This is a genomic window from Tessaracoccus flavus (assembly GCF_001997295.1).
GTDB classification, from domain to species: Bacteria; Actinomycetota; Actinomycetes; order Propionibacteriales; family Propionibacteriaceae; genus Arachnia; species Arachnia flava.
In genome coordinates, this window is sequence record NZ_CP019605.1 from 1,080,281 (window position 1) to 1,101,393 (window position 21,113).

Genomic DNA, 21,113 nt, shown 5'->3' on the forward strand with positions numbered 1-21,113 from the left:
CGACGGTGCCTAGGACCGGCGCTTCGTCCGCGCCGTCGCCGTGGCCGACCACGGATCCTCGGGCCACGGATGCTTGGGATAGCGCCCACGCATCTCAGCCCGGACCTGCGCGTACGGCCCCGACCAGAATGAGGCCAGATCGTCAGTGACGGCGAGCGGCCTGCCAGCGGGTGACAGCAACTGGAACTGCACTGGGACGCGACCGTCGGCCAGGAGCGGCGATGACGCGAGTCCGAAGCATTCCTGCAGCTTGACCGCGCACACCACCCGGCCGCCGTGCTCGGCGTCGGGGTAGCTGAGTCGGATGGTGGAACCGCTCGGCACCGCCAGTCGGGAGGGGGCCAGGTCGTCGAGGCGTGCCGCGACCTGCCATGGCACCAGGCGGCGGAGCGGCGCTGTCAACGAGATGGCCCTCAGATCACCGGTTCGGGAGGCACGGGCCAGCTCTGGTCCGAGCCACTCCTCCAGCCGGTCCAGCAGCGAGGCGTCGGACACGTCGGGCCACGGGTCGCCCACCTCCCGACGGAGGAAAGCCAACCTGCGACGCAACTCCTCCGCATCGGGAGACCAGCCGATGACCCCCAGCCCCCGCTCCTTCACGACCGTCGTCACGGCCCCGGCGTCGAGTTCCGCCGCGGGCACCGGGGTGGAGGTCAGTTCGATGGCGCCCAGTGCGGTGACGCGGCGCGCCCGGACCCGACCGCCCGCAAACTCGCCACGCACCTCCTCGACGAGCAGCTCGTGCGCGGCCGAGCGGGCTGTGGCCTCGGTGACGGGGGCGCCTGACCGGATGATGGCGCCGGTGCCGGCGGCGGCGTTGCCCGCGGCTCTGGAGACCTCGGCGACGGCCAGCCACTCGTGGCCCGCCAGCTCGGCGGGGGCGGCGGCACGGGTGCCGGAGGCCAGGAGGTACGCTCCGTCCGCTGTCCGGCGCGCGACCCGCTCGGGGTAGGCGAGGACGATGGTGGCTGCCGGGGGCTCTCCGTGGCCGGGAGTGTCCGCCACGAGCCGCGCGAGGCGTGACGCCTCCTCGCGCCACTGGCGGCTCAGGGGGTGCCGTCCCGCGCGCAGCGCCACGATCGCGTCGGTCAGGTCCCCGTCTGCGCCCAGCTCTGCGGCTGCCACGTACTCGGCCGCGTTGCGGCTGCCGACCAGCGGTGCGCCGTCCACGAGGGCGCGCGCCCAGCGCGGCGAGACGGGGGTCTCCGCGAGGCGGCGGCCGCGCGCGGTGATCCTCCCGTTCTCGTCGACCGCACCGAGCCACGTGAGGACAGCCTCGTCCTCGCGCACCGGGCCCGCGGGAAGCGGGGTGGGCAGCCTCAGCCCCTCGGCGCGGGGCGCTCCCCAGGCGGCCAGCGCCAGCAGCGCGCCGGTGAGGTCGGCTGTCTGGGTTTCGGGGGTCACGTCCGGGCGGAGTGCCCCGTAGGTCCGCTCGTCGTAGCACCGCCACACCGTGCCGGCCCCTTGCCGCGCCGCCCGGCCTGCTCGTTGGTCGGCCGAGGAGCGCGAGCACCGCACCGTGACCAGCCCCGACATGCCGCGCCCGGCGTCTCGGCGCGGCTCCCGGGAGAGCCCGGCATCGACGACCACCCGCACCCCGGCCACGGTCAGGGACGACTCGGCCAGGGCCGTCGACACGATGACGCGGGGCCGATCGCCAGGCCGCCGGCCGCTGACGGCGCGGTCCTGTGCCCGGGGGGAGACCTGTCCGTGGAGCTCGATCACCTCGGCGTCGAGCCCCAGGTGGCCGGTCACGTGGCGGACCTCGCGGACCCCGGGGAGGAACACGAGCAGATCGCCATCGTCCGGGCGCTCGCGAAACGCCGTTCGTACCGTGGCCGCAACGTGGTCGAGGAACTCCGGAGCGACCCCCCGCGCGCCCAGGGGGGCGGGACCCGGCGACCACTGCTCGGACAGGGGAAACAGCACCGCCGGGACGCTCACCACCGGGGCGGGGGTGTCGCCGCCCAGGAGCGAGGCGAAACCCGCCGCGTCGACGGTGGCCGACATCGCCACCAGGACGAGGTCGGGCCGCATTTCCCGCACCTCAGCCAGCAACCCGACCAGCAGATCGGTGTCCAGGCCGCGCTCGTGGACCTCGTCGAGAACCACTGCGCCGACGCCCTCGAGCGACGGGTCGCGCAACAGGCGGCGCAGCAGCACCCCGGGGGTGACCATCTCGATCTTCGTCTGCGGCGTGACCGCCCGCTCGCCGCGGACGGTGAAGCCGATCAGATCGCCGACGCGGGTGCCGGTCAGGTCCGCGAGACGCCGGGCAGCGGCGCGCACGGCAACCCTCCTGGGCTGCGTGACGATGACCCGCCCGTGAACACACCCGGCGACGGTCGGGGGCCCCAGCGTCGTCTTGCCGGTCCCGGGTGGGGCCTCGACGACTGCGAGCCGCCGCTGCGTCACCGCGTCGCGCAGCGCCGCCGTCGCGGAGGCGAAGGGGAGGCTGGCCCCGTCGTCGACGAGCGCCGCCAACTTCCGCATGGGGTCAGTTACTCGCCAACAGGATCTCGGTCACCGCGGAGATCACCGGCGACGAGGCCCGCGCGTGCGGCTCATCCAGGCCGGAGGGGGAGGCCACGTGCAGGACGGGGAGTTCGGCCAGGGCACCTACGCCGAGATCACGGACGCGGTTGAGGATGGCCTCCTTGAGGCTGAAGCCGATCTGCGCCTGCTGTAGGAACTCCTCGAGCCGTGCCAGCGCGGGGTTGGGCGCCAAGACGGCCAGCCCTTCGGCGCGCAGTGTGAATCCCTCGTCGCGCGGGACCCCGGACACACTGACCAGCTGGCGGGAATCGTCGAGGCGGGTGACCTCGGAGAGGAGCCCGGAGCCCTCCAGCGTCGCTGAGATGTCCGCGAAGCCGAGCAGTTCGAAGGTCCAGTCGCGCGTCTCGGGAACGACGCTCGTGTCGCCCTGGGCCGGGTGGACGGACAGGGTGCCCGCCGCCCAGTCGAGGACCAGTCGCGTCGTCGCGACCGAGTCGGAGCCGTCGTCCTCGACGAGCTCGAAGGCTCCGTCCGCGCCTGCAGCCGTGACAACCGTGACCGCCTCGGGGTTCGCGTCCGCGCGCTGCAGGCCGTCGGTGCTCATCGGCACCATGCCTCCGGCGCGGAGCAGCGCTGCGAAGCCGTCGGCCGGCCGGTGCAGCTGGAGCCGGCGCTCCCCGTCGTAGCGGTAGCCGGTTTGAAGGTCGAACCACTGCCCGGGTGGCAGCCAGGCCGTGACCGCACCCATGCGTGTCTCATCGTCGGCCGGCTGCGTGATGGGGGCCACGAGCAGCTCGGTCCCGAAGAAGTATTCGTTCGGGACTTGAAGGGCCTCGATCCGGCGATGCACGTGGTAGAGGGGCCGCACCAGCGGTTGTCCCGTGGTCGCCTGGACGCGGTTCATCGTGTGCAGATAGGGGACCAGCCGGTTGCGGAGCCGTAGCGCCTCCGAGATGGCGCTGCGGTGCGGCTCGGCGTACAGCCACGGCTCCTTGCCAGCGAAGGGCGAGTTCGACGAATGCAGCCGGAGGATGGGGGAGAAGACACCGAGCTGGGTCCACCGCGCCATCAGCTCGTCGTCGCGGTAGCCGAACATGTGACCGCCGATGTCGTGGCTCCACCAGCCGTAGCCGATGTTGGCCGCGGTCGCGGTGAAGTACGGCTGGAAGTGCAGCGACTCCCAGGTGATGTGGGTGTCGCCGGAGAAGCCGACGGGGTAGCGGTGCGATCCGGGGCCGGCGTAGCGGGAGAACGTCAGGGGGGTGCGGTCGCCGCGGCCGTTGTCGACGAAGTGGGCGTGGTTGAGCACCCACAGGGGGTCGATGCCGGGGACCCGGGAGTGGGGGCCCGATTGCCAGTCGAGCCACCAGAACTGGACCCCTTCGTCCTCGAGCGGGTGGTGAAGGAACTGGAAGTACGCGTCCATGAACCGCCGGTCCGACGCGTCGAAGTGGACGGAGAGCTCGGTCGACGGGTCGATGCCCATGGCCTCAGCCATCTTCTCGTACGCGTCCTCGTGTGGCTGGACACCGTCGGCGGGATGCACGTTGAGGGTCGTGCGCAGTCCGCGTCGCCGGAGCTCGTCGAGGAAGGCGGGGGGATCGGGGAACAGGTCGCGGTTCCACGTGTAACCGGTCCAGCCCGGACCGAAGCGGGGGTCGACGTCGGTGACGTGCCAGTCCATGTCGAGGACCGCCACGCTGAAGGGGACCCTCTCGACGTCGAAGCGGTCGAGTAGTTGGAGGTAGCTCTGCGCCGAGTAGGGGTGGTAGCGGCTCCACCAGTTGCCGAGCGCCCAGCGGGGTAGGACGGGCTGTGAGCCGGAGAGGCGGTAGAGATCACGGACGGCGGCAGCGGCGTCGTGCCCGTGGGTGAAGACGTAGAGGTCCTGGTACTGCGCCGCCGTGCGTCGAGGGCGGGCGGCAACCCATCCGTCGGGTGTGAACACCATGGAGGACGAGTCGTCGAGCACGGCGAAGCCGCGTTCCGACACGACCCCCGGCTCGAGTGGGACCGCACCGTTCGCCTCGTCCAGGGTGCGCGCGGTTCCGCCGAGGTTCCCGCGGGCAGGGACCCGATGCTGGAAGTCCGGCTGCAGGTGCCAGGCCGGCAGCGTGGACTGGTCCCCGTATCGCCAGACGGACTGGTGGGCGGTCACGTTGCCCCTGACCTGGACCTGCAGACCGGCGGCGGTGGGGGGCTGCTCGTCATAGCTGAGGTCGAACCGCTGTGTCTGGACCCGGATCCCGGAATCGGAGCGCACCACGGTGAACTCTGGCGCAGGCAGATCCCGGAAGATCGCCAGGGTGGTGGGGCGGTCCTCGAACTCCCCCGAGTCGGACCACTCGAACCGGAGCAGGCCCTCGGTCAGTACGGTGATCCTGTAACGGTCGCCGACGATCGTCGCGTCGGGGGCGGGCGTCGAGTGGGCTCCGCGGTAGTCCTCAGGGGTCGCCGGGCGGAGAAGCGGGTCGGTGGCTGGTGTAGAAGTCATCGCCACCATTGTGCCGGGCCTACACTCGCTTGCGTGCCACAGCTCCCAGACGGCGACCCTGCTCCGCGAGACGGATCCCTCCCGGCGCATGCCCTCGATGCGAGCCGGCCTCTGTCGCTCTACATTCACGTCCCGTTCTGCCGCACGCGCTGCGGCTACTGCGATTTCAACACCTACACGCCCAGCGAGGTCGGTGAGCTCGCCCCCGACACGTACCTGGGGGCGGCGCTGGCTGAGCTCGACCTGGCCGCCCGCGTGCTGGGGCCCAGGCGGGTCGACACGGTGTTCTTCGGTGGCGGGACGCCCACGATGCTGCCAGCAGACCAGCTGGTGGGTCTCCTGTCTGCGGCCCGGGACCGCTTCGACGTCGCACCCGACGCCGAGATCACCACCGAAGGGAACCCGGAGACGCTCACCCCCCGCTACCTCGCCACGCTGCGCGCCGGCGGATTCACGAGGTTGTCTCTCGGGCTGCAGTCGGTCGTCGGCCACGTGCTGAAGGTCCTCGAGCGCACCCACACCCCGCGCCGTGGGCTGGACGCCGCCCGGTGGGCCAGCCAGGAGGGCTTCGACCACATCTCGCTTGATCTGATCTACGGCACGCCAGGGGAGTCGATGGATGACTGGCGCGACAGCCTCGATGCGGTCACCGCCACCCCCGTCGATCACGTCAGCGCCTACTCGCTCATCGTCGAGGAGGGGACCCGGCTGGCGGTTCAGGTGAAGCGGGGGCTGATCGCCATGCCCGACGACGACGACCTGGCCGACAAGTACCTGGTCGCCGACGAGAAACTCTCCAGCCTGGGCTACGCCAACTACGAGGTGAGCAACTGGGCGCGGCCTGGGGGACGGTGTCTCCACAACCTGGCCTACTGGCGCGGCGCCGACTGGTGGGGGATCGGCCCCGGCGCGCACTCGCACATCGGGGGCGTCAGGTTCTGGAACCGCAAGCACCCACGCAGCTACGCGGCCGCTCTGGCCGAGGGCGGTTCGCCCGCGCTGGCTCGCGAGGTGCTGAGTGACGACGACCGCCGGATCGAGCGGGTGCTGCTGGAGCTTCGGTTGGCCGAGGGGGTGGCCCTCGACGTGCTGACGGACACCGAGCGCTCCCGGCTGCCCGATCTGGAGCGGCGGGGCCTCGCAACGACGTCGGGAACCAGTCTGACTCTGACCCAGGCTGGCAGGTTGCTCGCGGACGGCGTCATTCGCGATCTACTGGACTGATCCTGCCGTGCCCGGCGATACGCTCTGGCAATGGGAAAGCCGTTGCCGGATGCGCGTCGGCCCGGCTTGCGCCTCACACCCGCCGATCGCGTCACGCTCACCCGGGCGGCACTGGGACTCGGCTGCGCCGTCCTCGTCGCGCTGACCTATGCAGGGGTTCTCCCGATGCGCAGCTGGCCCCTGTTTCTACTCGCAGTCCCGGCCGCGGTGCTGGATGCAGTCGACGGGCCGGTGGCGCGCCGCACGGGGACGGTCACCGAGCGTGGTTCGCGCTGGGACATGGAGGTGGATTCCGCGTTCCTGCTGGTCCTCAGCGTGGCATTGTTCCCGCTGGCCCCCTGGGTGGCGGTGATCGGGCTGGCGCGCTATCTCTTCTGGGTGGGCGGGGTCCTCCGCCCGGCATGGCGGAGACCTCTCGCCTTTCGGCAGTCGAGGCGGATCATCGCGGCCTACCAGGCCGTGGCCATGGTCGTGGCGCTGGCGCCCTTCCTGCCGCTCTGGGTGGGGCAGGGGATGACGGCGCTCGCGGTGGGTCTGTTGCTGTTCTCCTTCGGTCGGGACATCGCAACGCAGGAGCGGACAGCAGCGGGCCGCCTGTAGACCTGTCTCAACGAATGTGCTACTGTATTAATCACCTAATACAGTGATACGTCGGAGGGGACGATGCAATTCGACACGAGCAGCCCGATCTGGCTGCAACTGATCGATGAGTTCACCCGACGGATCGTCACCGAGCAGTGGCCGGCAGGTTCCCGCATCCCGGGGGTCCGTGACCTTGCCGGTGAGTTGAGGGTGAACCCCAACACCGTGCAGCGCGCCCTCGCCGAACTCGAGCGGCAGGGGCTCGCAAGGTCCGAGAGGACCAGCGGCCGCTACGTCACCGACGACACTGCCGCCATCGACGATGCCCGCCGCGACCTCGCGACCGCGGCGGCGGACGACTTCACCATTCGCGCGCGGGGGCTCGGCATGAGCCTGACCGCGGCGCGAGATCTGCTCAGCCGACGTTGGTCGGCACCCCCGGAAGGATCCAGTACATGACCGCACCTGCCATCACCATCAGGCATCTCTCGAAAAGCTACGGCGCCCTACCCGCCCTCCAGGATCTGAACCTGACCCTGCGAGGAGGCCAGATCGTCGGGCTGCTCGGTGAGAACGGCTGCGGGAAGACCACCCTGCTCAAGGTGATCGCCGGAGCGCTCAGCCAGTGGCGGGGTGACGTCGAGATCCACGGACACCGGCCCGGCCCCGAGTCCAAGGCGATCGTCTCGTTCCTCCCCGACGCCAGCTTCCTCGCCGACGGCGACACCATCGACGACTGCATCGCGCAGTACCGGGATTTCTTCGCGGACTTCCAGGAGTCCAAGTGCCGGGATCTAGTCAGGTTCTTCGGCCTCGACACCGGCCGCAAACTGGCGACCCTCTCGAAAGGGATGCGGGAGAAGGCACAGATCGCTCTCGCCATGTCCCGCGACGCCAAGGTGTTCCTGCTGGACGAACCGATCTCCGGGGTCGACCCGGCGGCCCGGGACGTGCTGCTGGAGGCAATCGTGCGGGACCTGCCCGAGGACGCGCTCGTCCTCATCTCCACCCACCTCATCCACGATCTCGAACCAGTCCTCGACGCGGTGGCGTTCATGCGGTTCGGGACGATCCTGCTGAGCGGCGAGGTCGACGACCTGCGCGAGCAGCACGGCAATTCCATCGATCAACTCTTCAGGGAGGTCTACAAATGGTCGGCGCGCTGATCAAGCACGAGCTTCGACGCACCTGGCGCTGGCTCCTTCTCACGGCAGCACTGGCCACGGTCGCGGTCGCGATCTCGTACCTGGCCGCAGTGCTGCTTCCCGCACCGCTGAACGGCTTCTTCGCCGGGCTCGGCATCGTCGTCGCCGTGGCAATGCCCTTCGCGGTGCAGTTGCTGCTGGGGCTGGAGTTCTACCGGTCGTCCTACAGCCGGACGGGGTACTTCACGCACTCGCTCCCGGTCCGCGGCCGGACTGTGTTCTTCGCGAAGTTCGGCTACTCCTCGGTGGTGGCCATCGTCTTCCTGCTCCTGGGCCTGGCCCTGGCCTTCGTCGCTTTCACGGGCTCGCTCGTCGCTCAGGGTGCCACGGCCGCAGAAGTCTGGAGGGGGGCCCGGCAGGGGTTGGACCAGATTCTCGCAGCGACCCCGTCCTGGGTTGCGGTGGTCCTCATCGGGATGGCTCTGCTGTTTCCGGTGGCCGGACTTGCTCACTACTTCTTTGCCGCCAGTGTCGGCAGCGAGGGCTGGATCAACCGGATGGGCTTCGGGGGAGTGGTGCTCGTCTGGGTGCTCTACTACCTCGCCAATCAGGTCGTCGCCGCTGTCGGCCTCTTCCTGCCCCTCAATGCGGTCGTCGACTCGGGCAGCCTGACGATGAGCACTGACCCGCTCATCGTGTTGCAGGGTGACACGCTCGATGCGCTCATCCCGTTCGGCGCCTTCGCGATGATCCTCGCGTTGGCCGCAGTGGCGATATGGCGGGCGGCGGTGTCGGTCGACCGGAAGGTCGAACTGCGCTGATAGCCTCCGGCGCGTGGATCGGTACTCACGCGATGTGCTCGCACCCGGATGGCAGAAGGCCCACCTCAAGAAGACCCGCGACGTGGCCGTCGAACTCGACCTGGTGGTCGAGTTCGACGACTTCTGCGGCGCTGTGGTCGGTTGGGAGAACGGGCTCGTGATCCTGGAGGACCGCAAACTGAAGCGCCGCTCCGCCCCGTTCGGGCCGGGCTTCCTGCTGGAGGGTCAACCGGTCGCGCTGCGGCCCCCGCTGCGCGGCGGGCCCTCGCGTCCCACGTACACAGCGTCGGGGTCACGCGCCTCGGCCCAGCCGGAGAAGGCGAAGGTCGCGCTGCCCAGCCGTATCTACGTGGAGGGCCGCCACGACGCGGAGCTCATCGAGAAGGTGTGGGGGGAGGACCTGCGGCACGTCGGCGTGGTCGTCGAATTCCTCGGGGGAATCGACGATCTCCCCGCCATCGTTGCCGAGTTCGCCCCCGCGCCGGGCCGACGGCTCGGTGTGCTCGTGGACCATCTGGTCCCCGGGAGCAAGGAATCGCGCATCGCGGCGCAGGTGTACAAGGCTGGCTACCGGGAGACAGTTCTCGTCGAGGGCCACGAGTTCATCGACATCTGGCAGGCGGTGAAACCCGCGAGAGTGGGGAGGAAGGCCTGGCCCGAGGTGCCGCGCGACGTCGACTTCAAGAAGGGCACGCTGGCGGCCCTGGGCCTGCCCCACGCGGACCAGGCGGATGTGGCGCGCGGCTGGCAGGCGATCCTGGCCCGAGTGCAGAGTTGGCGCGACCTTGAACCGCAACTAAACACCAAGGTGGAGACCCTGATCGACTTCGTCACGCAGGATCACGTCTGAACTAGAGCCAGACGCTCTGGGCCGCTGGCAGACGCGCAGATTGGCCCGGCGGTTCCGTTCTCTGCAGTCGGGAATCGTCCGCTCATGCCGGTGTGCGAGCCAGCAATCTGTCTGATTCATGCCGTGCAAATCGACTGATACCGACCCTGCTTCTCCAGCGAGAGCGTCGCTTTGATCGGAGGCAAGGCTGGTGGCTACAAGCGGAGTTGCCGCTCCAGGGCCGCGACGGTCTCGTCGTCGGTGTAGCCCAACCCGCGGACCCGTGCGACGAAGTCCGCAGCCATGCCCTCGAGCATTTCTTGCCGGTTCACCGCAGGGGCTCGGCCGGACTCGGCTACGCGGGTGCCGCCGCCGCGCCGGGACGTGAGCAGTCCCTCTTGCTCGAGTTCACGGTAAGAGCGCGCGACCGTGCCGACGGCGACCCCGAGGTCACCGGCGAGCTGGCGCAGCGGGGGGAGTCGGTCGCCGGGGCCGAGCCGTCCAGCGGCGATGAGGTCGCCGAGCTGCCGCCGCAGTTGCTCGTACGGTGGGGTCGGATCGTCGGGGTCGAGGGTCAGGACGAGGGTCATCGCATCTCCGCCGGGTACGCAGTGGAGAAAGCGGGGAGCGCTCCAGGGACGACGATCCGGACGACGATCCAGCCGAGCAGCAGAAGGGCCACGGGGATGGTCGCCACGAGCACAAAACCCGCCGGGTCCATCCAGGCGCGTTGGCAGTCCAGCCTGAGCAGCGCCGTGCCTGCGAAGAATGCGACGCCCACGTGACTGGCCGCCACAGCCGCACCCGTCGCAGCCAGCACCCGTGTCATCGACCGCAAGCGCAACACGTCGTCGCTCACGTCGTCGTTCGCGAAACCGCGCGGCCGACGCACAACAGCCACCAACGCTGCCACGGCCGCCAGCCCGATGCCCAGGAGCAGCAGTGTGAGCGGGATGGAGTAGAAGCTGCCCGGGTAGGGACCGGCTCCATTGCCGACGTTGCCACAACGCGCCGCGACCTGCCGTCCGGCGCGTCCCATGTCGTCGGCGGAGGCAGACGCAGTGGTCAACGCTAGCGTGGCGAGGTGCACCGCCGTGATCCCGGCGACCGCGGTGGTGAGTGCCCGCGGCAGGTAATTGACCACCCGACGGGGGGCAAGCGAAGCAGTCCGCGGACCGGTCGGTCGCCGCGGTCGCACCACAGTCTCAGCGAGACCCACTCCGGTGACCACAAAGAGGCCGACAATGGCAGGAGCCAGCATCGTTCCCCGACCCAGGTCAAGGCTGCCGTTGACCAGCCATGCGGCCACGCCGCCGATGAAGGCAGCCGCAACCCAGGTCGCGCGAACCCACTTCCACTCGCTGCGCGTGTCGGGGCCACCGCGTGTCGCCGAATGCGCCCCCAGCGCGATCACCGTCAACAGCAGCGGACCACCGACGAGAGCCGAAATTATTGAAAGAGACATGGGACCCCGATCTTGTATCACATGATTGCTACAAGCCAAGGGTAGGCGCTCGAACGCTTTGTGTCAAACATTCGACACAAGCGGGCGGCAGCCCAGGAGACTTCGTCGCGAAGCGCCGACTGACAGTCGTTCTGATGACAAGCGGCGCTGATCTTCACCGAACATCTGTGCCTTCTTCCGAACGGGAGTGTTGCCCGACCGAAGCTTGAAGTCACATTCATCGTTGTACTGACATGCTGTTGTCGGGGCGACCGACAGCGCCCAGCGCGTGGGTCGCGGGGTACCCTCGGTGCATGAGCATGGTGACGGCCGAGACAGCGTCGCTGCGTGCCGCGATCGTCGCGCATCGCGATGCGCTGGACGGCATCCTTCGTCGCTATCGCGCGGTCAACCCCAGACTGTTCGGTTCCGTCGCCCGTGGCGATGCCACGGGCGATAGTGACATCGATCTCTTGGTTGACCTGCTGCCGGGCGGGGGGGGGAACGACCTGCTGCGCGTGGCTGGGGTCGCCGAAGAATTGAGCCAGGGTCCTTGGGGTGAGGGTCGACGTTGTGGCCGGGTCATTGCTGCGGGATGACGTGTCGTCCAGCGCTCTAGCCGACGCGGTGCCGTTGTGACCCGATCTGATCAGGAGCGGTTTGGAGACATTCTCTAAGCCATTCAGCGCTGCCAGGATTACGAGCCCTACATCCAGTCCGACGAGTTCGCCTCGATGGCCTATGACGCGGTCCTAAGCGATATCCGGTCATGCCGTGCCCGGGCGACCTTTTCGGGTTCGTCAGTGGAGCAGCGCGATGTCAAGGCCGTAGGCCAGGACGATCGCCCGGGTGAGTTCGGCCTCTTGTGCGTAGGTTGGACACCCGACTGTCCGACCAAGCAGCTTGCTCGAAACGGTGAGGACGTTGTCGAGGGGGGATCACGCCGTCGTGGTCGAGGCCGCAGGGCTGACCCGGGACCTCGCTGGACAGGGCCCTGAGCGTGTAGGTGATCGGCGCGATCGTGAATTTCGTCATGGCAGCACACGCGGCCTTGTGAGTCAGAACGACTGCTGGTCGTGTCTTGTCGAGCCGCAGCAGGCGCATCTCGCGCACGGTCAGTCCTCGGTGGTCGGGTGTGCGACGGACCAGCTACCCAGCTCGTCGAGCTCGTCAGCGGTGCCACGCTCGCGCAGGATGGCGGCGTCGTGCTCGGCAACCTGACGGCGCATATCGCGCTCGACGGCACACGCCACCAGTGCAACTCGGCTGGGAGCGTTGCCGACGGTCACGGACGTGTCGAGGAAGGCCACCACGTCGTCGGGGAGACGGATGGCGATCTGCACGGTCATGCCCCCACCATGCCAGCGCGGGTCCCACATTGGGATGCGCTCTCAGGCCGCTATGCGCGGCTCACCGAGTTCCTGCGCGAGGGAACCGGACGATCTGAGTGCTCCAGTTGCCCGCGTCGACGGTGAGCACAGCGAAGGTGGGCGACGGTTCACGCCGCGGGTCGGCGACAGATCCGGGGTTGAGCAGATGGATGCCGTCCTCGACGCCGTCCCACGGGATGTGCGAGTGGCCGAATACCACGACGTCGGCGTCTGGGAATCGTCGACGCATCCTGCGTCCCCGGCCCTGTCGAGGGCCGGCGATGTGGATCATGGCGATCCGAACTCCTTCAGCCAGGAACTCCAGCTCATCGGGGGCGCCCCAGTCCCGGACGGCCTCGCCGTCGTTGTTGCCCATCACCACCCGCACGGGGGCGTACTCGGCCAGCTCGTCCAGGACCTGCGGCACGCACACATCGCCAGCGTGCAGGATCAGGTCAGCGGTCCCCAGCTCGGACGCCAGGGCCGACGGCACCCCCTTCCACCGACGTGGTGCATGCGAGTCGGCCACGACAACGATCCTCATCAACCTCGGAACCTCCAGTCACGCCCGATCGAGACGCCCAAACCAGCCCGCACCAGCTGCGGCGAGCCTCCCCGTGAGCTGAGGCTGTCAAGGCAGCCCGCCTGGCTCGCCGACATCGCTGACGTCAGGGTCATGCCGCATCTCCTCGTGCGCTGACGAAGAGCGTTGCTCATGGACACCATGGGTCAGGCCAGTCGTTCGATCAGGCGCGGCAACCCAGGTCCGGAGAGCTGGTCGAGATGGCTGCGTCGGCCTGCCATCGTCATCACCAGCGCCAAAGTCGGCCCAGTGACTTCGGGCCCTTGCCCGGAGTGGAAGGCGCCATCCTCGGCTCGCAGACTGAGCCTCGAAGCCACTGTCTTGCTTTGCACAGTGAAGTTGCGGGTTGCGTAGAAGTCGGCCACAACCGTGGCGGTGGGCACGTCCTGCGGGTTGGGAATCCCGAGGGGGTAGCGGATGTCCTCGCTGTGCACGAGTACCTCGCCCAGATAGGCAGGCAAGTCCTTGGACGGGGCTACCGTCCAAGAGATGACCTCCCGGAACCGGGAGAGTGTCTCAGCCGGAGTGCTCCCCAGGTGCTCACGGAGCCGTCGCTCGTTGTGTACGGAGGGGCGGAAGCCCGCCAGCACGATGCTGCGCACCCATGCGGTCGAACCCACCGAGGCGACCGCCGTCAGATGCGCCACGACGTGCTCGACATTCCATCCCTGGCACAGGCTCGAACGACGCCACGCGTCGTCACTGATCGTGGCCAGGTCGTCGGCCAGCTGCTGGCGGGCCCGGTGCGTCATCGCCCACACTTCCGCGGTCATGCCATCTCCTCACTGGTCTTTCGACATTCGTCGCTGCAGGTGGTGCGCCCGGCAGGACACCGAGCTGTCGCGTTGCCCGGCTCCGCGGGCCGCGCGCGGTCAGTGGAGGCTGTGGTCCGGTTTCTCTATCCGCCAAGCGTGCAGGGTCACGGTGAGCCCGGCCCGGGTGGGTGCGCACACGAACGGTCCAGCGGAGGCCTCCATGCCGTCCTCGAAGGGGACCACCCGTACCAGCTGGAGGTCTCCATCCCCCGACCTGGCCCGGATGGTGAGGGCACCGTCGCTGCGGCTCACCCGAACCAGCACCCGGGTCCCCGCCCAGTGGGGAACGGGGGCGAGCGACCAGTCGGATCGAGGAGATGTGACCACTGCACCGAGTTGCGGAGCGCCATCGCTGAACTCGACCCCGGCCTTCACCCAATGCTCCGCTGAGACTCGTACGAAGACGCCGGCCTGGTCGAACTGGCTGGTGAAGTCGGCCGTGAATTCGACCTCCACCGCGCTGTCCACGGCGAACGGCGCCAACAGGGCGTGCTCGCTGTCGTGGACGAACCCGTAGGACGTGATCCGCCATGCGTCGCTGCCCTCAGCGGCAGTCACCAGCAGGTCCGACCCCCGCTCGACCACCGCTGTAGGGGGATGCGACCAGGTACCAGCGGACCACGCAGCATTCGTCATGCAAGGGACCCTACCCGCGGGCCGCGCGCGGTGACGCGCTCTGGCGGTGACGATGCGGACCTGGGGCGGCACATCGTCGTTCATGAACTTGGGTGTGCTGCGTTGTCCGCGAGATGGCAGCCAAACATCGTATGGTGAGGGGTCTGAAGTTGTCGGTACCACCTGGGCGAACCGAGACACGCCGACGCCGACATCGCAGGAGACGCCATGACATATCGCTACGGCCTCAAGTGGAACGTCCGTAGGGGCCATCCGGTCGAAGAGATCGACGAGGTGACCGCGAGAGACCGCTTCCAGGTTGGTCCCCAATTCTCGGTGAGCAGGGTCACGCAGGGTCGGACCGTGCCGGATTACACGCTTAGTATGCAGCCCGGGGGCGCGCAACTCCGCGTCCTGAAGTATGACCCGGAAGGCTCGATTGCCGAGATCTTCGACTACTCCGAGCGGGACGGTAGGGGTGGCTTGTTCATGCACGGCTACGCGACCTACGTCTACCCCGACGACGAGATCGGTCCACGTACGTTGTCCCAGTCCGTGGCGCACAAGTCCTGGGTCTTCCGCGAGGACGGCACAGCAACATGTCGGGAAGTGGTCAAGCCGGTGCCGGACGCCCGGATCTCGGAGTACAGGGGCCTGGACGTCTCCGGCCACTGGCGCTCCCGGCCTGAATTCGGCGACTGGGACAGCTTCGGTGATCACCCCGAGCCCGGTGGCATCCCCTGACCTGAGCCCCGCCCACGTTCTGCGACAATCCGCGCCGCATGTCGGCTACGACCCGTCCGTGCCCCGCGCTGGCGGCCACGCCGTCAGGCCGCGAGCTGGCGGGTGCCACTAGGGTGGGGGCCATGGAGACCGACGCGATCATGGACCTTCTCCGCCGCACGGCGGACGAGGTCATCCGGCCCCGATTCCGGGCGCTGACCGATGCCGACATCGAGGAGAAAGCCCGCCCCGGCGATCTCGTCACGGTGGCCGACAGGGAAGCCGAAACGTTCCTCACCGCACTCCTCCAAGAGCGACACCCGGATGCTGTGGTCGTCGGTGAGGAGGGCGTCTTTCTCAACACTGCAACGCTCGCCGGTCTCCACAACGCCGACCACGCGTTCATCATCGATCCGATCGACGGCACCGGAAACTTCGCCCGCGGCGACGAGAGGTACGGCGTCATGCTGGCCGAAACGCGGGGCGGGATCACCACCCGCGGGTGGATCTGGCAGCCCGAGTTCGACCGCGGCTACGCCGTCGAGCGCGGCAACGGGGTGGAGCTGAACGGCAGCCCCATCGAGCGGCCACGCCACAACAGGCCTCCGCTCGGTGCCGCCGGCCGGAAGAAGCTAGTCGGCTTCGACGCGGACGGCCAGCTGAGCCCTGCCGTTCGCACCCAGTTCGCGTGCGCATTCGACTACCCCTCGATCCTGCATGGGGACACCGACTTCGTCTTCTACACCTCACTCAACCCCTGGGACCACCTGGCCGGGAGCCTCATGGTCGTGGAGCAGGGAGGCGTCAGCCGCACACTCGACGGTATGGCCTACAACTTGCTCAACCGGTCCAGGGGGCTGCTCGTTGCCAACGACACGCTGAGCTGGATGGCCGCGCAGCAGTATTGGCCCACGCACTGACCAGCCTCAGCAGCAGCGGTCAGGTGCCGCTCCTGGGGGCGAGCGCACTGATCGGAAGTTGACGCTTGGGTGTGATGCCCCGCGCAGCGAGTTCGTCGTAGGCCTTCGGCAGGGCGGTCGCCAATGTCTCCGCCCCGAAGGGCCACTCGGTGGCTGAGGCGGCATCCTCCACGCTGACGCCCTGCTGGATCAGCATCTCGGTCTGCGAGTAGAGCATCGCGATCTCGGCGCGCTGGACGAAGGCGACATCGCGGTCCATTGCCGCACCGTGCCCGGGGACGAACAAGGTCCGGTCGTTGGTGGCCCCGAGGACGCCGTCGAGGACCGTGGGCCAGTTCGACAAGGAACTGCTCTCATCCACCTGCGGATCCGCGCCCTCCTCGAGGAGGTCGCCGGCGAAAACAACGTTCTCGCCTGGAACGAAGACGACGACGTCTGAACGCGTGTGGGCATCGCCGAAGTGCAGGAGTTCCACGCGCTGACCACCGAGGTCGACCGCCAGAGCCATGGAGAACCGTCTGGTGATGGCGTCCGAGTCGAGGTGCTCGTGCGCGATTGCCTCCAGTCCGGGCATTCCGGCCAGCCCGCCGACGTGGTCGTCGTGATGGTGCGTCAGCGCGACACGAGTGACCGGGACCCCTGCCACGGCGCCTGCGGACTCGAGGATGGCGGCCCCCTGCGCGGCGTCGTTGCCCGAGTCGATGAGCATCGCCTCGTTCTCGCCGACGATGAGGCCGACGTTGACTCGATGCGGTTCGACGGCGGCGACCAGCACGCGGGCGGTCACGGGGGTCCAGTTGAGCGTCATGGCGTCCAGCTTAGAGGGCGGTACACTGGCACTCGGTTCACGCGAGTGCCAGCTAGACCCGGGAGGTGACATGCTCGACGACCGAAAACTCGAAGTCCTCAAAGCCATCGTCACTGACTACGTCTCCAGTCGTGAGCCGGTGGGGTCCAAGGCGCTCGTCGAGAGACACAAGCTCGACGTGTCCGCGGCCACCGTGCGCAACGACATGGCGGCGCTGGAGGAGGAGGGCTACATCATGCAGCCCCACACCAGCGCCGGACGCATCCCCACCGATAAGGGCTATCGGCTCTTCGTCGACCGCCTGGCCCAGATCAAGCCGCTCTCATCGGCGGAACGCACGGCGATCACGTCGTTCATGAACGGCACCGCCGACGTGGACGATCTCGTCACGAGAACCGTGCGGCTCCTCGCGCAGCTGACCCGTCAGGTCGCCATCGTTCAGTACCCGGTGGCCCAGCGCTCCACCATCCGCCACGTCGAGTTCATCCTGCTGACGCCCGACCGCGTGCTCGTAATCGTGGTCCAGTCCTCCGGGCGGGTGGACCAGGCCACACTCGAGGTGCCGGTCACCGACGAATCAGAACTCCACGCTCTCCGCTCGAAGGTACTCGCGGCCGTCATCGGGAAGACTCCCGCCGACGCCGCCTCCGCACTCGCGTCCCTCCTGGAGGGCGTCGCGCCGGACGCCAGGAGTTTCGCTGGGCCGGTGGTCGCCGGACTTCTCGAGGCGATCGCCGCCGAACCCGCCGCTCATGTGTTGGTGGCGGGCGTGCCGAACCTGGCCTCCGGGCCGTTCTTCGAGGCGAACCTGAGGCCGCTGCTCGAGGCGCTCGAGGAGCAGGTGGTCCTCATGCGGCTCTTGGGCGAGGCCGCCGGAGACGACGTCACGGTCCGGATCGGTCAGGAGAACACAGACGAGCCGTTCCAGGCCACGAGCCTGATCGCCTCGGGCTACGGCGCGGACTTCAGCGCCAGCCTGGGCGTGCTCGGCCCCACCCGGATGGACTATCCGTCCACCATCGCGGCCGTACGAGCCGTCGCCCGTTACGTAAGCAGATTCCTAACTGTTGGTTGACCCACGTAAGAGAGATATGAGCAAGGACTACTACGCCATCCTTGGCGTCGATCGCGACGCGACCCCCGAAGCCATCAAGAAGGCCTACCGGAGGCGTGCCATGAAGGTGCACCCCGACGTCGCGCAGGACGACGACGCGGCCGACCAGTTCAAGGAGCTGGGCGAGGCCTACGAGGTGCTGAGCGACCCCAACAAGAGGGCGATCTTCGACCGCGGTGGCGATCCCCACCAGGGTGCCGGGTTCTCGGGCTTCGGCGGCGGGTTCGCCGGCGGCTTCGACTTCACGAACCTCGTCGACGCCATGTTCGGGGCGGCGGGTTCCCGCGGTCCCCGCTCGCGGGTGCGCCAGGGCCAGGACGCGCTCGTCAGGATCAACCTCGCGCTGCACGAGGCGGTGTTCGGCACGACCAAGCCAGTCAAGGTCGATACGGCGGTCGTGTGCCCCAAGTGCATGGGCCAGGGCGGCGAACCCGGCTCCGAGCCTGTGACCTGCTCGACCTGCGATGGCGCCGGCGAGGTGTCCCAGATCCAGCGGAGCTTCCTGGGCGACATCCGAACCTCGCAGGCCTGCCCCACCTGCCGCGGATACGGAACCATCATCCCGCGTCCGTGCGGCGAGTGCTCCGGCGAGGGCCGGGTGCGGGCCTCCCGCACGCTTCAGGTGCGCATCCCTGCCGGTGTCTCGACCGGCATCCGGATCCATCTGGAGAGCCAGGGGGAGGTCGGCCCGGGCGGCGGTCCCGCCGGCGATCTCTACGTCGAACTCAACGTGTTGGCACACGAGACGTTCAGGCGCGAGGGCGACAATCTCGAAGTGGTCGTGAAGCTGCCCATGACGGCTGCCGCCCTCGGCACCACGATCGACGTCGCCACGCTGGAGAGCGAGTGGGACAAGTCAGACGTCGAGGACCGCAAGGTCGCCGTCGAGGTGCCGGCGGGGACCCAGTCGGGCACGCGCATCGCGCTCAAGGGCCGAGGGGTTCCACGGCTGCGCGGCGGCGGTCGGGGCGACTTGGGCGTGACGCTCCTGGTCCAAACCCCGACCAAGCTGGACGACCGGCAGCGGGAGCTGCTCCGGCAGTTGGCGGAGGAGCGCGACGAATCCGCCCCGGAGGCGGTTGCCGCCAAGGGCGGCAGGGGAGTGTTCGGCAAGCTCAGCGAATGGTTCTCGTGACCGATCCGCTGTTCTTCGCCTCCTTCGGCGATGACGTGGCGGCCGGCCTCCGGCTGACCGTCTCGGGGGAAGAGGCGCACCACGCCGCGGTCAAACGCGTAGCGCCCGGCGAGCGGGTCCTGCTCGCCAACGGCGAAGGGCTCGGAGTGCGCGCCGTGGTGGTGGACGTCGGGCGACGCGAACTCGAGGTGGAGGTCGTCGAGGTGCTCCGGGCCTCATCCCCGCCGCTCGTCTGGGGAGTGGCTCAGGCGCTGGCGAAGGGCGATCGGAGCGAGATCGCCGTTCAGATGGCCACAGAACTCGGTGCGAGACGGATCCTCGCCTGGCAGGCATCCCGCTCGATCGTGCGCTGGCAGGGGGACCGAGGGGACAAGGCGCTGGAAAAGTGGCGCGCCACGGCTCGGGAAGCTGTGAAGCAGTCGCGTCGACTGTGGACGCCGGAGGTACTCGCCGCGTCGACGGCCGATGTCGCGGAGGCGATCCGCGACGCCGACGTCGCCCTGGTGCTGCATGAGGACGCCGATCTACACATCGCGGAGGTTGAACTCGCTGCCGCAGGGACGGGGCTGCTGGTCGTTGGCCCCGAGGGAGGCATCTCGCCGGACGAACTGACCCGCTTCGCCGAGGCGGGCGCGCTCGCCGTGCGGATCAGCGACGGCGTGCTGCGCACCTCCACCGCCGCCGCGGTCGCCCTCGGGCAGCTCGACGTCGTGGCGAGACGCTGATGACCGCGGCGTTCTCCTTCGACGTCACCCACCGGCTCGACGGCGCCCCCGGCCGCGCCGGCGTCATCCACACGCCGCACGGCCGGATCGAGACCCCGGCCTTCATCGTCGTCGGCACCAAGGCCACGGTCAAAGCCGTGCTGCCCGAGGCCGTAGCGGAGCTGGGTGGGCAGGCAGTCCTCGCCAACGCCTACCACCTCTATCTCCAGCCCGGCGCGGACCTCGTCGACGAGGCGGGCGGTCTCGGGGCCTTCATGAACTGGCCGGGGCCAACCTTCACCGACTCCGGCGGCTTCCAGGTGATGAGCCTCGGCGCCGGCTTCAAGAAGGTCCTGGCCATGGACACCGCCGGGCTGCAGGACGACGATGTGATCGCCGAGGGCAAGACCCGCATGGCCCACGTCGACGACGACGGGGTGACGTTCAAGTCTCACCTGGACGGCACCCGGCACCGGTTCACCCCGGAGGTGTCGATGCGGATCCAGCATCAACTGGGCGCCGACGTCATGTTCGCCTTCGACGAGCTGACCACGCTCATGAACACCCGCGGCTATCAGGAGCAGTCGGTCGAGCGGACGCACCGCTGGGCGGAGCGGTGCCTCGCGGAACACCGTCGGCTGACCGACGAGCGGGCAGGCAAGCCCTACCAGGCGCTGTTCGGCGTCATCCAGGGTGCGCAGTACGAGGATCTCCGCCGGCGGGCGGCCCGGGGGCTCGCCGAGCTCGAGGTCGACGGCCAGAGCTTCGACGGGTTCGGCCTCGGCGGTGCGCTGGAGAAAGAGAATCTGGGCGAGATCATCGGCTGGATGGTCGAGGAGCTCCCCGAGTCGAAACCGCGACACCTTCTCGGCATCTCAGAGCCCGACGACTTCTTCGCGGCCATCGAGATGGGCGCGGACACCTTCGACTGCGTCAACCCCTCCCGCGTCGCCCGAAACGCCGCGATCTACACCGCCGACGGCCGCTACAACGTCAACACGGCCCGTCACAAGCGCAGCTTCATCCCGCTGGAGGAGGGCTGCGACTGCTACACGTGCACCCACTACACCCGCGCCTACATCCACCACCTGTTCAAGGCCAAGGAGATGCTGAGCTCCACCCTAGCCACCATCCATAACGAGCGCTTCACCGTGCGGCTGGTCGACAACATCCGCGCCGCGCTTCGCGAGGGCCGCTTCTACGAGTACCGTGACGAGTTCCTAGGCCGCTTCTACGCCCGGACCTGACGCGACAGCGCCGCCACTTGGGCGCTCGCAGGTGGTGAAGTTGA

The 21,113-nt window shown here is 68.7% G+C and carries 22 protein-coding genes; 13 read left to right on the top strand and 9 right to left on the bottom strand.

Annotated elements, in window-relative coordinates:
* Positions 1–9 precede the first annotated feature (9 nt).
* Together hrpB and RPIT_RS04830 are read right to left on the bottom strand one after the other, a co-directional pair.
* A complete protein-coding gene (hrpB, locus tag RPIT_RS04825) occupies positions 10–2,493 on the bottom strand; it encodes an ATP-dependent helicase HrpB (protein ID WP_077341170.1) in 2,484 nt (827 codons plus the stop codon).
* Between the two features lie 4 nt (positions 2,494–2,497).
* On the bottom strand, positions 2,498–4,990 hold the full coding sequence (locus RPIT_RS04830; protein ID WP_077341172.1) for a glycoside hydrolase family 31 protein: 2,493 nt from the start codon (positions 4,988–4,990) through the stop codon (positions 2,498–2,500).
* A 33-nt stretch (positions 4,991–5,023) separates the two neighbouring features.
* On the opposite strand from RPIT_RS04830, the gene hemW reads away from it, so the two are divergent.
* From hemW to RPIT_RS04860, 6 genes are all read left to right on the top strand, one after another.
* The gene (hemW, locus tag RPIT_RS04835; protein WP_077341174.1) at positions 5,024–6,214 is read left to right on the top strand and encodes a radical SAM family heme chaperone HemW; all 1,191 of its coding nucleotides are present in this window, start codon (positions 5,024–5,026) and stop codon (positions 6,212–6,214) included.
* Between the two features lie 30 nt (positions 6,215–6,244).
* On the top strand, positions 6,245–6,814 hold the full coding sequence (locus tag RPIT_RS04840; RefSeq protein WP_077341176.1) for a CDP-alcohol phosphatidyltransferase family protein: 570 nt from the start codon (positions 6,245–6,247) through the stop codon (positions 6,812–6,814).
* 63 nt (positions 6,815–6,877) lie between these two features.
* Positions 6,878–7,255, top strand: coding sequence for a GntR family transcriptional regulator (locus RPIT_RS04845; RefSeq protein WP_077341178.1), 378 nt, complete (start codon positions 6,878–6,880; stop codon positions 7,253–7,255).
* Positions 7,252–7,962, top strand: coding sequence for an ABC transporter ATP-binding protein (locus RPIT_RS04850; protein WP_077341180.1), 711 nt, complete (start codon positions 7,252–7,254; stop codon positions 7,960–7,962). Before RPIT_RS04845 ends, RPIT_RS04850 begins: the two co-directional genes overlap by 4 nt.
* Entirely contained in the window at positions 7,947–8,762 is an 816-nt protein-coding gene (locus RPIT_RS04855) for a hypothetical protein (protein ID WP_077341182.1), read from the top strand. The genes RPIT_RS04850 and RPIT_RS04855 overlap by 16 nt, the downstream gene beginning before the upstream one ends.
* 13 nt (positions 8,763–8,775) lie before the next feature.
* Positions 8,776–9,612, top strand: a complete 837-nt coding sequence (locus RPIT_RS04860) for a DUF3097 domain-containing protein (protein WP_077341184.1) — start codon at positions 8,776–8,778, stop codon at positions 9,610–9,612.
* Between the two features lie 194 nt (positions 9,613–9,806).
* On the opposite strand, the gene RPIT_RS04865 is transcribed toward RPIT_RS04860, so the two are convergent.
* On the bottom strand, positions 9,807–10,181 hold the full coding sequence (locus tag RPIT_RS04865) for a GntR family transcriptional regulator (protein ID WP_077341186.1): 375 nt from the start codon (positions 10,179–10,181) through the stop codon (positions 9,807–9,809).
* Positions 10,178–11,056 (bottom strand): hypothetical protein, encoded by an 879-nt coding sequence (locus RPIT_RS04870; protein WP_143028180.1) that lies wholly within the window; start codon positions 11,054–11,056, stop codon positions 10,178–10,180. Before RPIT_RS04870 ends, RPIT_RS04865 begins: the two co-directional genes overlap by 4 nt.
* 293 nt (positions 11,057–11,349) lie before the next feature.
* On the opposite strand from RPIT_RS04870, the gene RPIT_RS04875 reads away from it, so the two are divergent.
* Positions 11,350–11,634 (top strand): nucleotidyltransferase family protein, encoded by a 285-nt coding sequence (locus tag RPIT_RS04875; RefSeq protein WP_226996341.1) that lies wholly within the window; start codon positions 11,350–11,352, stop codon positions 11,632–11,634.
* A 516-nt stretch (positions 11,635–12,150) separates the two neighbouring features.
* Here RPIT_RS04875 and RPIT_RS04885 read toward each other — a convergent pair.
* From RPIT_RS04885 to RPIT_RS04900, 4 genes are all read right to left on the bottom strand, one after another.
* Positions 12,151–12,384, bottom strand: a complete 234-nt coding sequence (locus tag RPIT_RS04885) for a hypothetical protein (RefSeq protein WP_077341190.1) — start codon at positions 12,382–12,384, stop codon at positions 12,151–12,153.
* Positions 12,385–12,445: 61 nt separating this feature from the next.
* Positions 12,446–12,934 carry a metallophosphoesterase family protein gene (locus RPIT_RS04890; RefSeq protein WP_237267844.1) on the bottom strand — a complete coding sequence of 163 codons (489 nt, stop codon included), beginning with the start codon at positions 12,932–12,934 and terminating at the stop codon, positions 12,446–12,448.
* Positions 12,935–13,134: 200 nt separating this feature from the next.
* Positions 13,135–13,761 (bottom strand): maleylpyruvate isomerase family mycothiol-dependent enzyme, encoded by a 627-nt coding sequence (locus RPIT_RS04895; RefSeq protein ID WP_218121523.1) that lies wholly within the window; start codon positions 13,759–13,761, stop codon positions 13,135–13,137.
* Positions 13,762–13,860: 99 nt separating this feature from the next.
* The gene (locus tag RPIT_RS04900) at positions 13,861–14,439 is read right to left on the bottom strand and encodes a DUF1349 domain-containing protein (protein WP_077341194.1); all 579 of its coding nucleotides are present in this window, start codon (positions 14,437–14,439) and stop codon (positions 13,861–13,863) included.
* A gap of 207 nt (positions 14,440–14,646) precedes the next feature.
* Between RPIT_RS04900 and RPIT_RS04905 the strand changes: the two genes are divergently transcribed.
* Both RPIT_RS04905 and RPIT_RS04910 read left to right on the top strand, forming a co-directional pair.
* Positions 14,647–15,162, top strand: a complete 516-nt coding sequence (locus RPIT_RS04905; RefSeq protein ID WP_077341196.1) for a hypothetical protein — start codon at positions 14,647–14,649, stop codon at positions 15,160–15,162.
* Between the two features lie 122 nt (positions 15,163–15,284).
* Complete coding sequence (locus tag RPIT_RS04910; protein ID WP_162274497.1) at positions 15,285–16,061, top strand: inositol monophosphatase family protein; 777 nt, start codon at positions 15,285–15,287, stop codon at positions 16,059–16,061.
* A gap of 19 nt (positions 16,062–16,080) precedes the next feature.
* On the opposite strand, the gene RPIT_RS04915 is transcribed toward RPIT_RS04910, so the two are convergent.
* On the bottom strand, positions 16,081–16,869 hold the full coding sequence (locus RPIT_RS04915; RefSeq protein WP_162274498.1) for an MBL fold metallo-hydrolase: 789 nt from the start codon (positions 16,867–16,869) through the stop codon (positions 16,081–16,083).
* A 70-nt stretch (positions 16,870–16,939) separates the two neighbouring features.
* Here RPIT_RS04915 and hrcA point away from each other — a divergent pair, with 70 nt between their 5' ends.
* From hrcA to tgt, 4 genes are read left to right on the top strand one after another with little or no spacing between them, the layout of a single operon-like run.
* The gene (hrcA, locus tag RPIT_RS04920; protein WP_077341202.1) at positions 16,940–17,944 is read left to right on the top strand and encodes a heat-inducible transcriptional repressor HrcA; all 1,005 of its coding nucleotides are present in this window, start codon (positions 16,940–16,942) and stop codon (positions 17,942–17,944) included.
* A gap of 16 nt (positions 17,945–17,960) precedes the next feature.
* Positions 17,961–19,118 (top strand): molecular chaperone DnaJ, encoded by a 1,158-nt coding sequence (gene dnaJ / locus RPIT_RS04925; protein WP_077341204.1) that lies wholly within the window; start codon positions 17,961–17,963, stop codon positions 19,116–19,118.
* Positions 19,106–19,843 carry a 16S rRNA (uracil(1498)-N(3))-methyltransferase gene (locus RPIT_RS04930; protein ID WP_077341206.1) on the top strand — a complete coding sequence of 246 codons (738 nt, stop codon included), beginning with the start codon at positions 19,106–19,108 and terminating at the stop codon, positions 19,841–19,843. Before dnaJ ends, RPIT_RS04930 begins: the two co-directional genes overlap by 13 nt.
* Complete coding sequence (gene tgt, locus RPIT_RS04935; RefSeq protein ID WP_077341208.1) at positions 19,843–21,069, top strand: tRNA guanosine(34) transglycosylase Tgt; 1,227 nt, start codon at positions 19,843–19,845, stop codon at positions 21,067–21,069. The genes RPIT_RS04930 and tgt overlap by 1 nt, the downstream gene beginning before the upstream one ends.
* The last annotated feature ends 44 nt before the right edge of the window (positions 21,070–21,113 follow it).

Excerpts from the sequence above, each read along its gene's own strand:
- RPIT_RS04885 (WP_077341190.1), bottom strand. The coding sequence starts at position 12,384 with ATGACCGTGCAGATCGCCATCCGTCTCCCCGACGACGTGGTGGCCTTC.
- RPIT_RS04870 (WP_143028180.1), bottom strand. The coding sequence starts at position 11,056 with ATGTCTCTTTCAATAATTTCGGCTCTCGTCGGTGGTCCGCTGCTGTTG.
- RPIT_RS04830 (WP_077341172.1), bottom strand. The coding sequence starts at position 4,990 with ATGACTTCTACACCAGCCACCGACCCGCTTCTCCGCCCGGCGACCCCT.
- RPIT_RS04865 (WP_077341186.1), bottom strand. The coding sequence starts at position 10,181 with ATGACCCTCGTCCTGACCCTCGACCCCGACGATCCGACCCCACCGTAC.
- RPIT_RS04930 (WP_077341206.1), top strand. The coding sequence starts at position 19,106 with ATGGTTCTCGTGACCGATCCGCTGTTCTTCGCCTCCTTCGGCGATGAC.
- RPIT_RS04875 (WP_226996341.1), top strand. The coding sequence starts at position 11,350 with ATGAGCATGGTGACGGCCGAGACAGCGTCGCTGCGTGCCGCGATCGTC.
- RPIT_RS04840 (WP_077341176.1), top strand. The coding sequence starts at position 6,245 with ATGGGAAAGCCGTTGCCGGATGCGCGTCGGCCCGGCTTGCGCCTCACA.
- RPIT_RS04850 (WP_077341180.1), top strand. The coding sequence starts at position 7,252 with ATGACCGCACCTGCCATCACCATCAGGCATCTCTCGAAAAGCTACGGC.
- RPIT_RS04855 (WP_077341182.1), top strand. The coding sequence starts at position 7,947 with ATGGTCGGCGCGCTGATCAAGCACGAGCTTCGACGCACCTGGCGCTGG.
- RPIT_RS04910 (WP_162274497.1), top strand. The coding sequence starts at position 15,285 with ATGGAGACCGACGCGATCATGGACCTTCTCCGCCGCACGGCGGACGAG.
- dnaJ (WP_077341204.1), top strand. The coding sequence starts at position 17,961 with ATGAGCAAGGACTACTACGCCATCCTTGGCGTCGATCGCGACGCGACC.
- RPIT_RS04845 (WP_077341178.1), top strand. The coding sequence starts at position 6,878 with ATGCAATTCGACACGAGCAGCCCGATCTGGCTGCAACTGATCGATGAG.
- RPIT_RS04895 (WP_218121523.1), bottom strand. The coding sequence starts at position 13,761 with ATGACCGCGGAAGTGTGGGCGATGACGCACCGGGCCCGCCAGCAGCTG.
- hrcA (WP_077341202.1), top strand. The coding sequence starts at position 16,940 with ATGCTCGACGACCGAAAACTCGAAGTCCTCAAAGCCATCGTCACTGAC.
- hrpB (WP_077341170.1), bottom strand. The coding sequence starts at position 2,493 with ATGCGGAAGTTGGCGGCGCTCGTCGACGACGGGGCCAGCCTCCCCTTC.
- RPIT_RS04905 (WP_077341196.1), top strand. The coding sequence starts at position 14,647 with ATGACATATCGCTACGGCCTCAAGTGGAACGTCCGTAGGGGCCATCCG.
- RPIT_RS04900 (WP_077341194.1), bottom strand. The coding sequence starts at position 14,439 with ATGACGAATGCTGCGTGGTCCGCTGGTACCTGGTCGCATCCCCCTACA.
- RPIT_RS04915 (WP_162274498.1), bottom strand. The coding sequence starts at position 16,869 with ATGACGCTCAACTGGACCCCCGTGACCGCCCGCGTGCTGGTCGCCGCC.
- tgt (WP_077341208.1), top strand. The coding sequence starts at position 19,843 with ATGACCGCGGCGTTCTCCTTCGACGTCACCCACCGGCTCGACGGCGCC.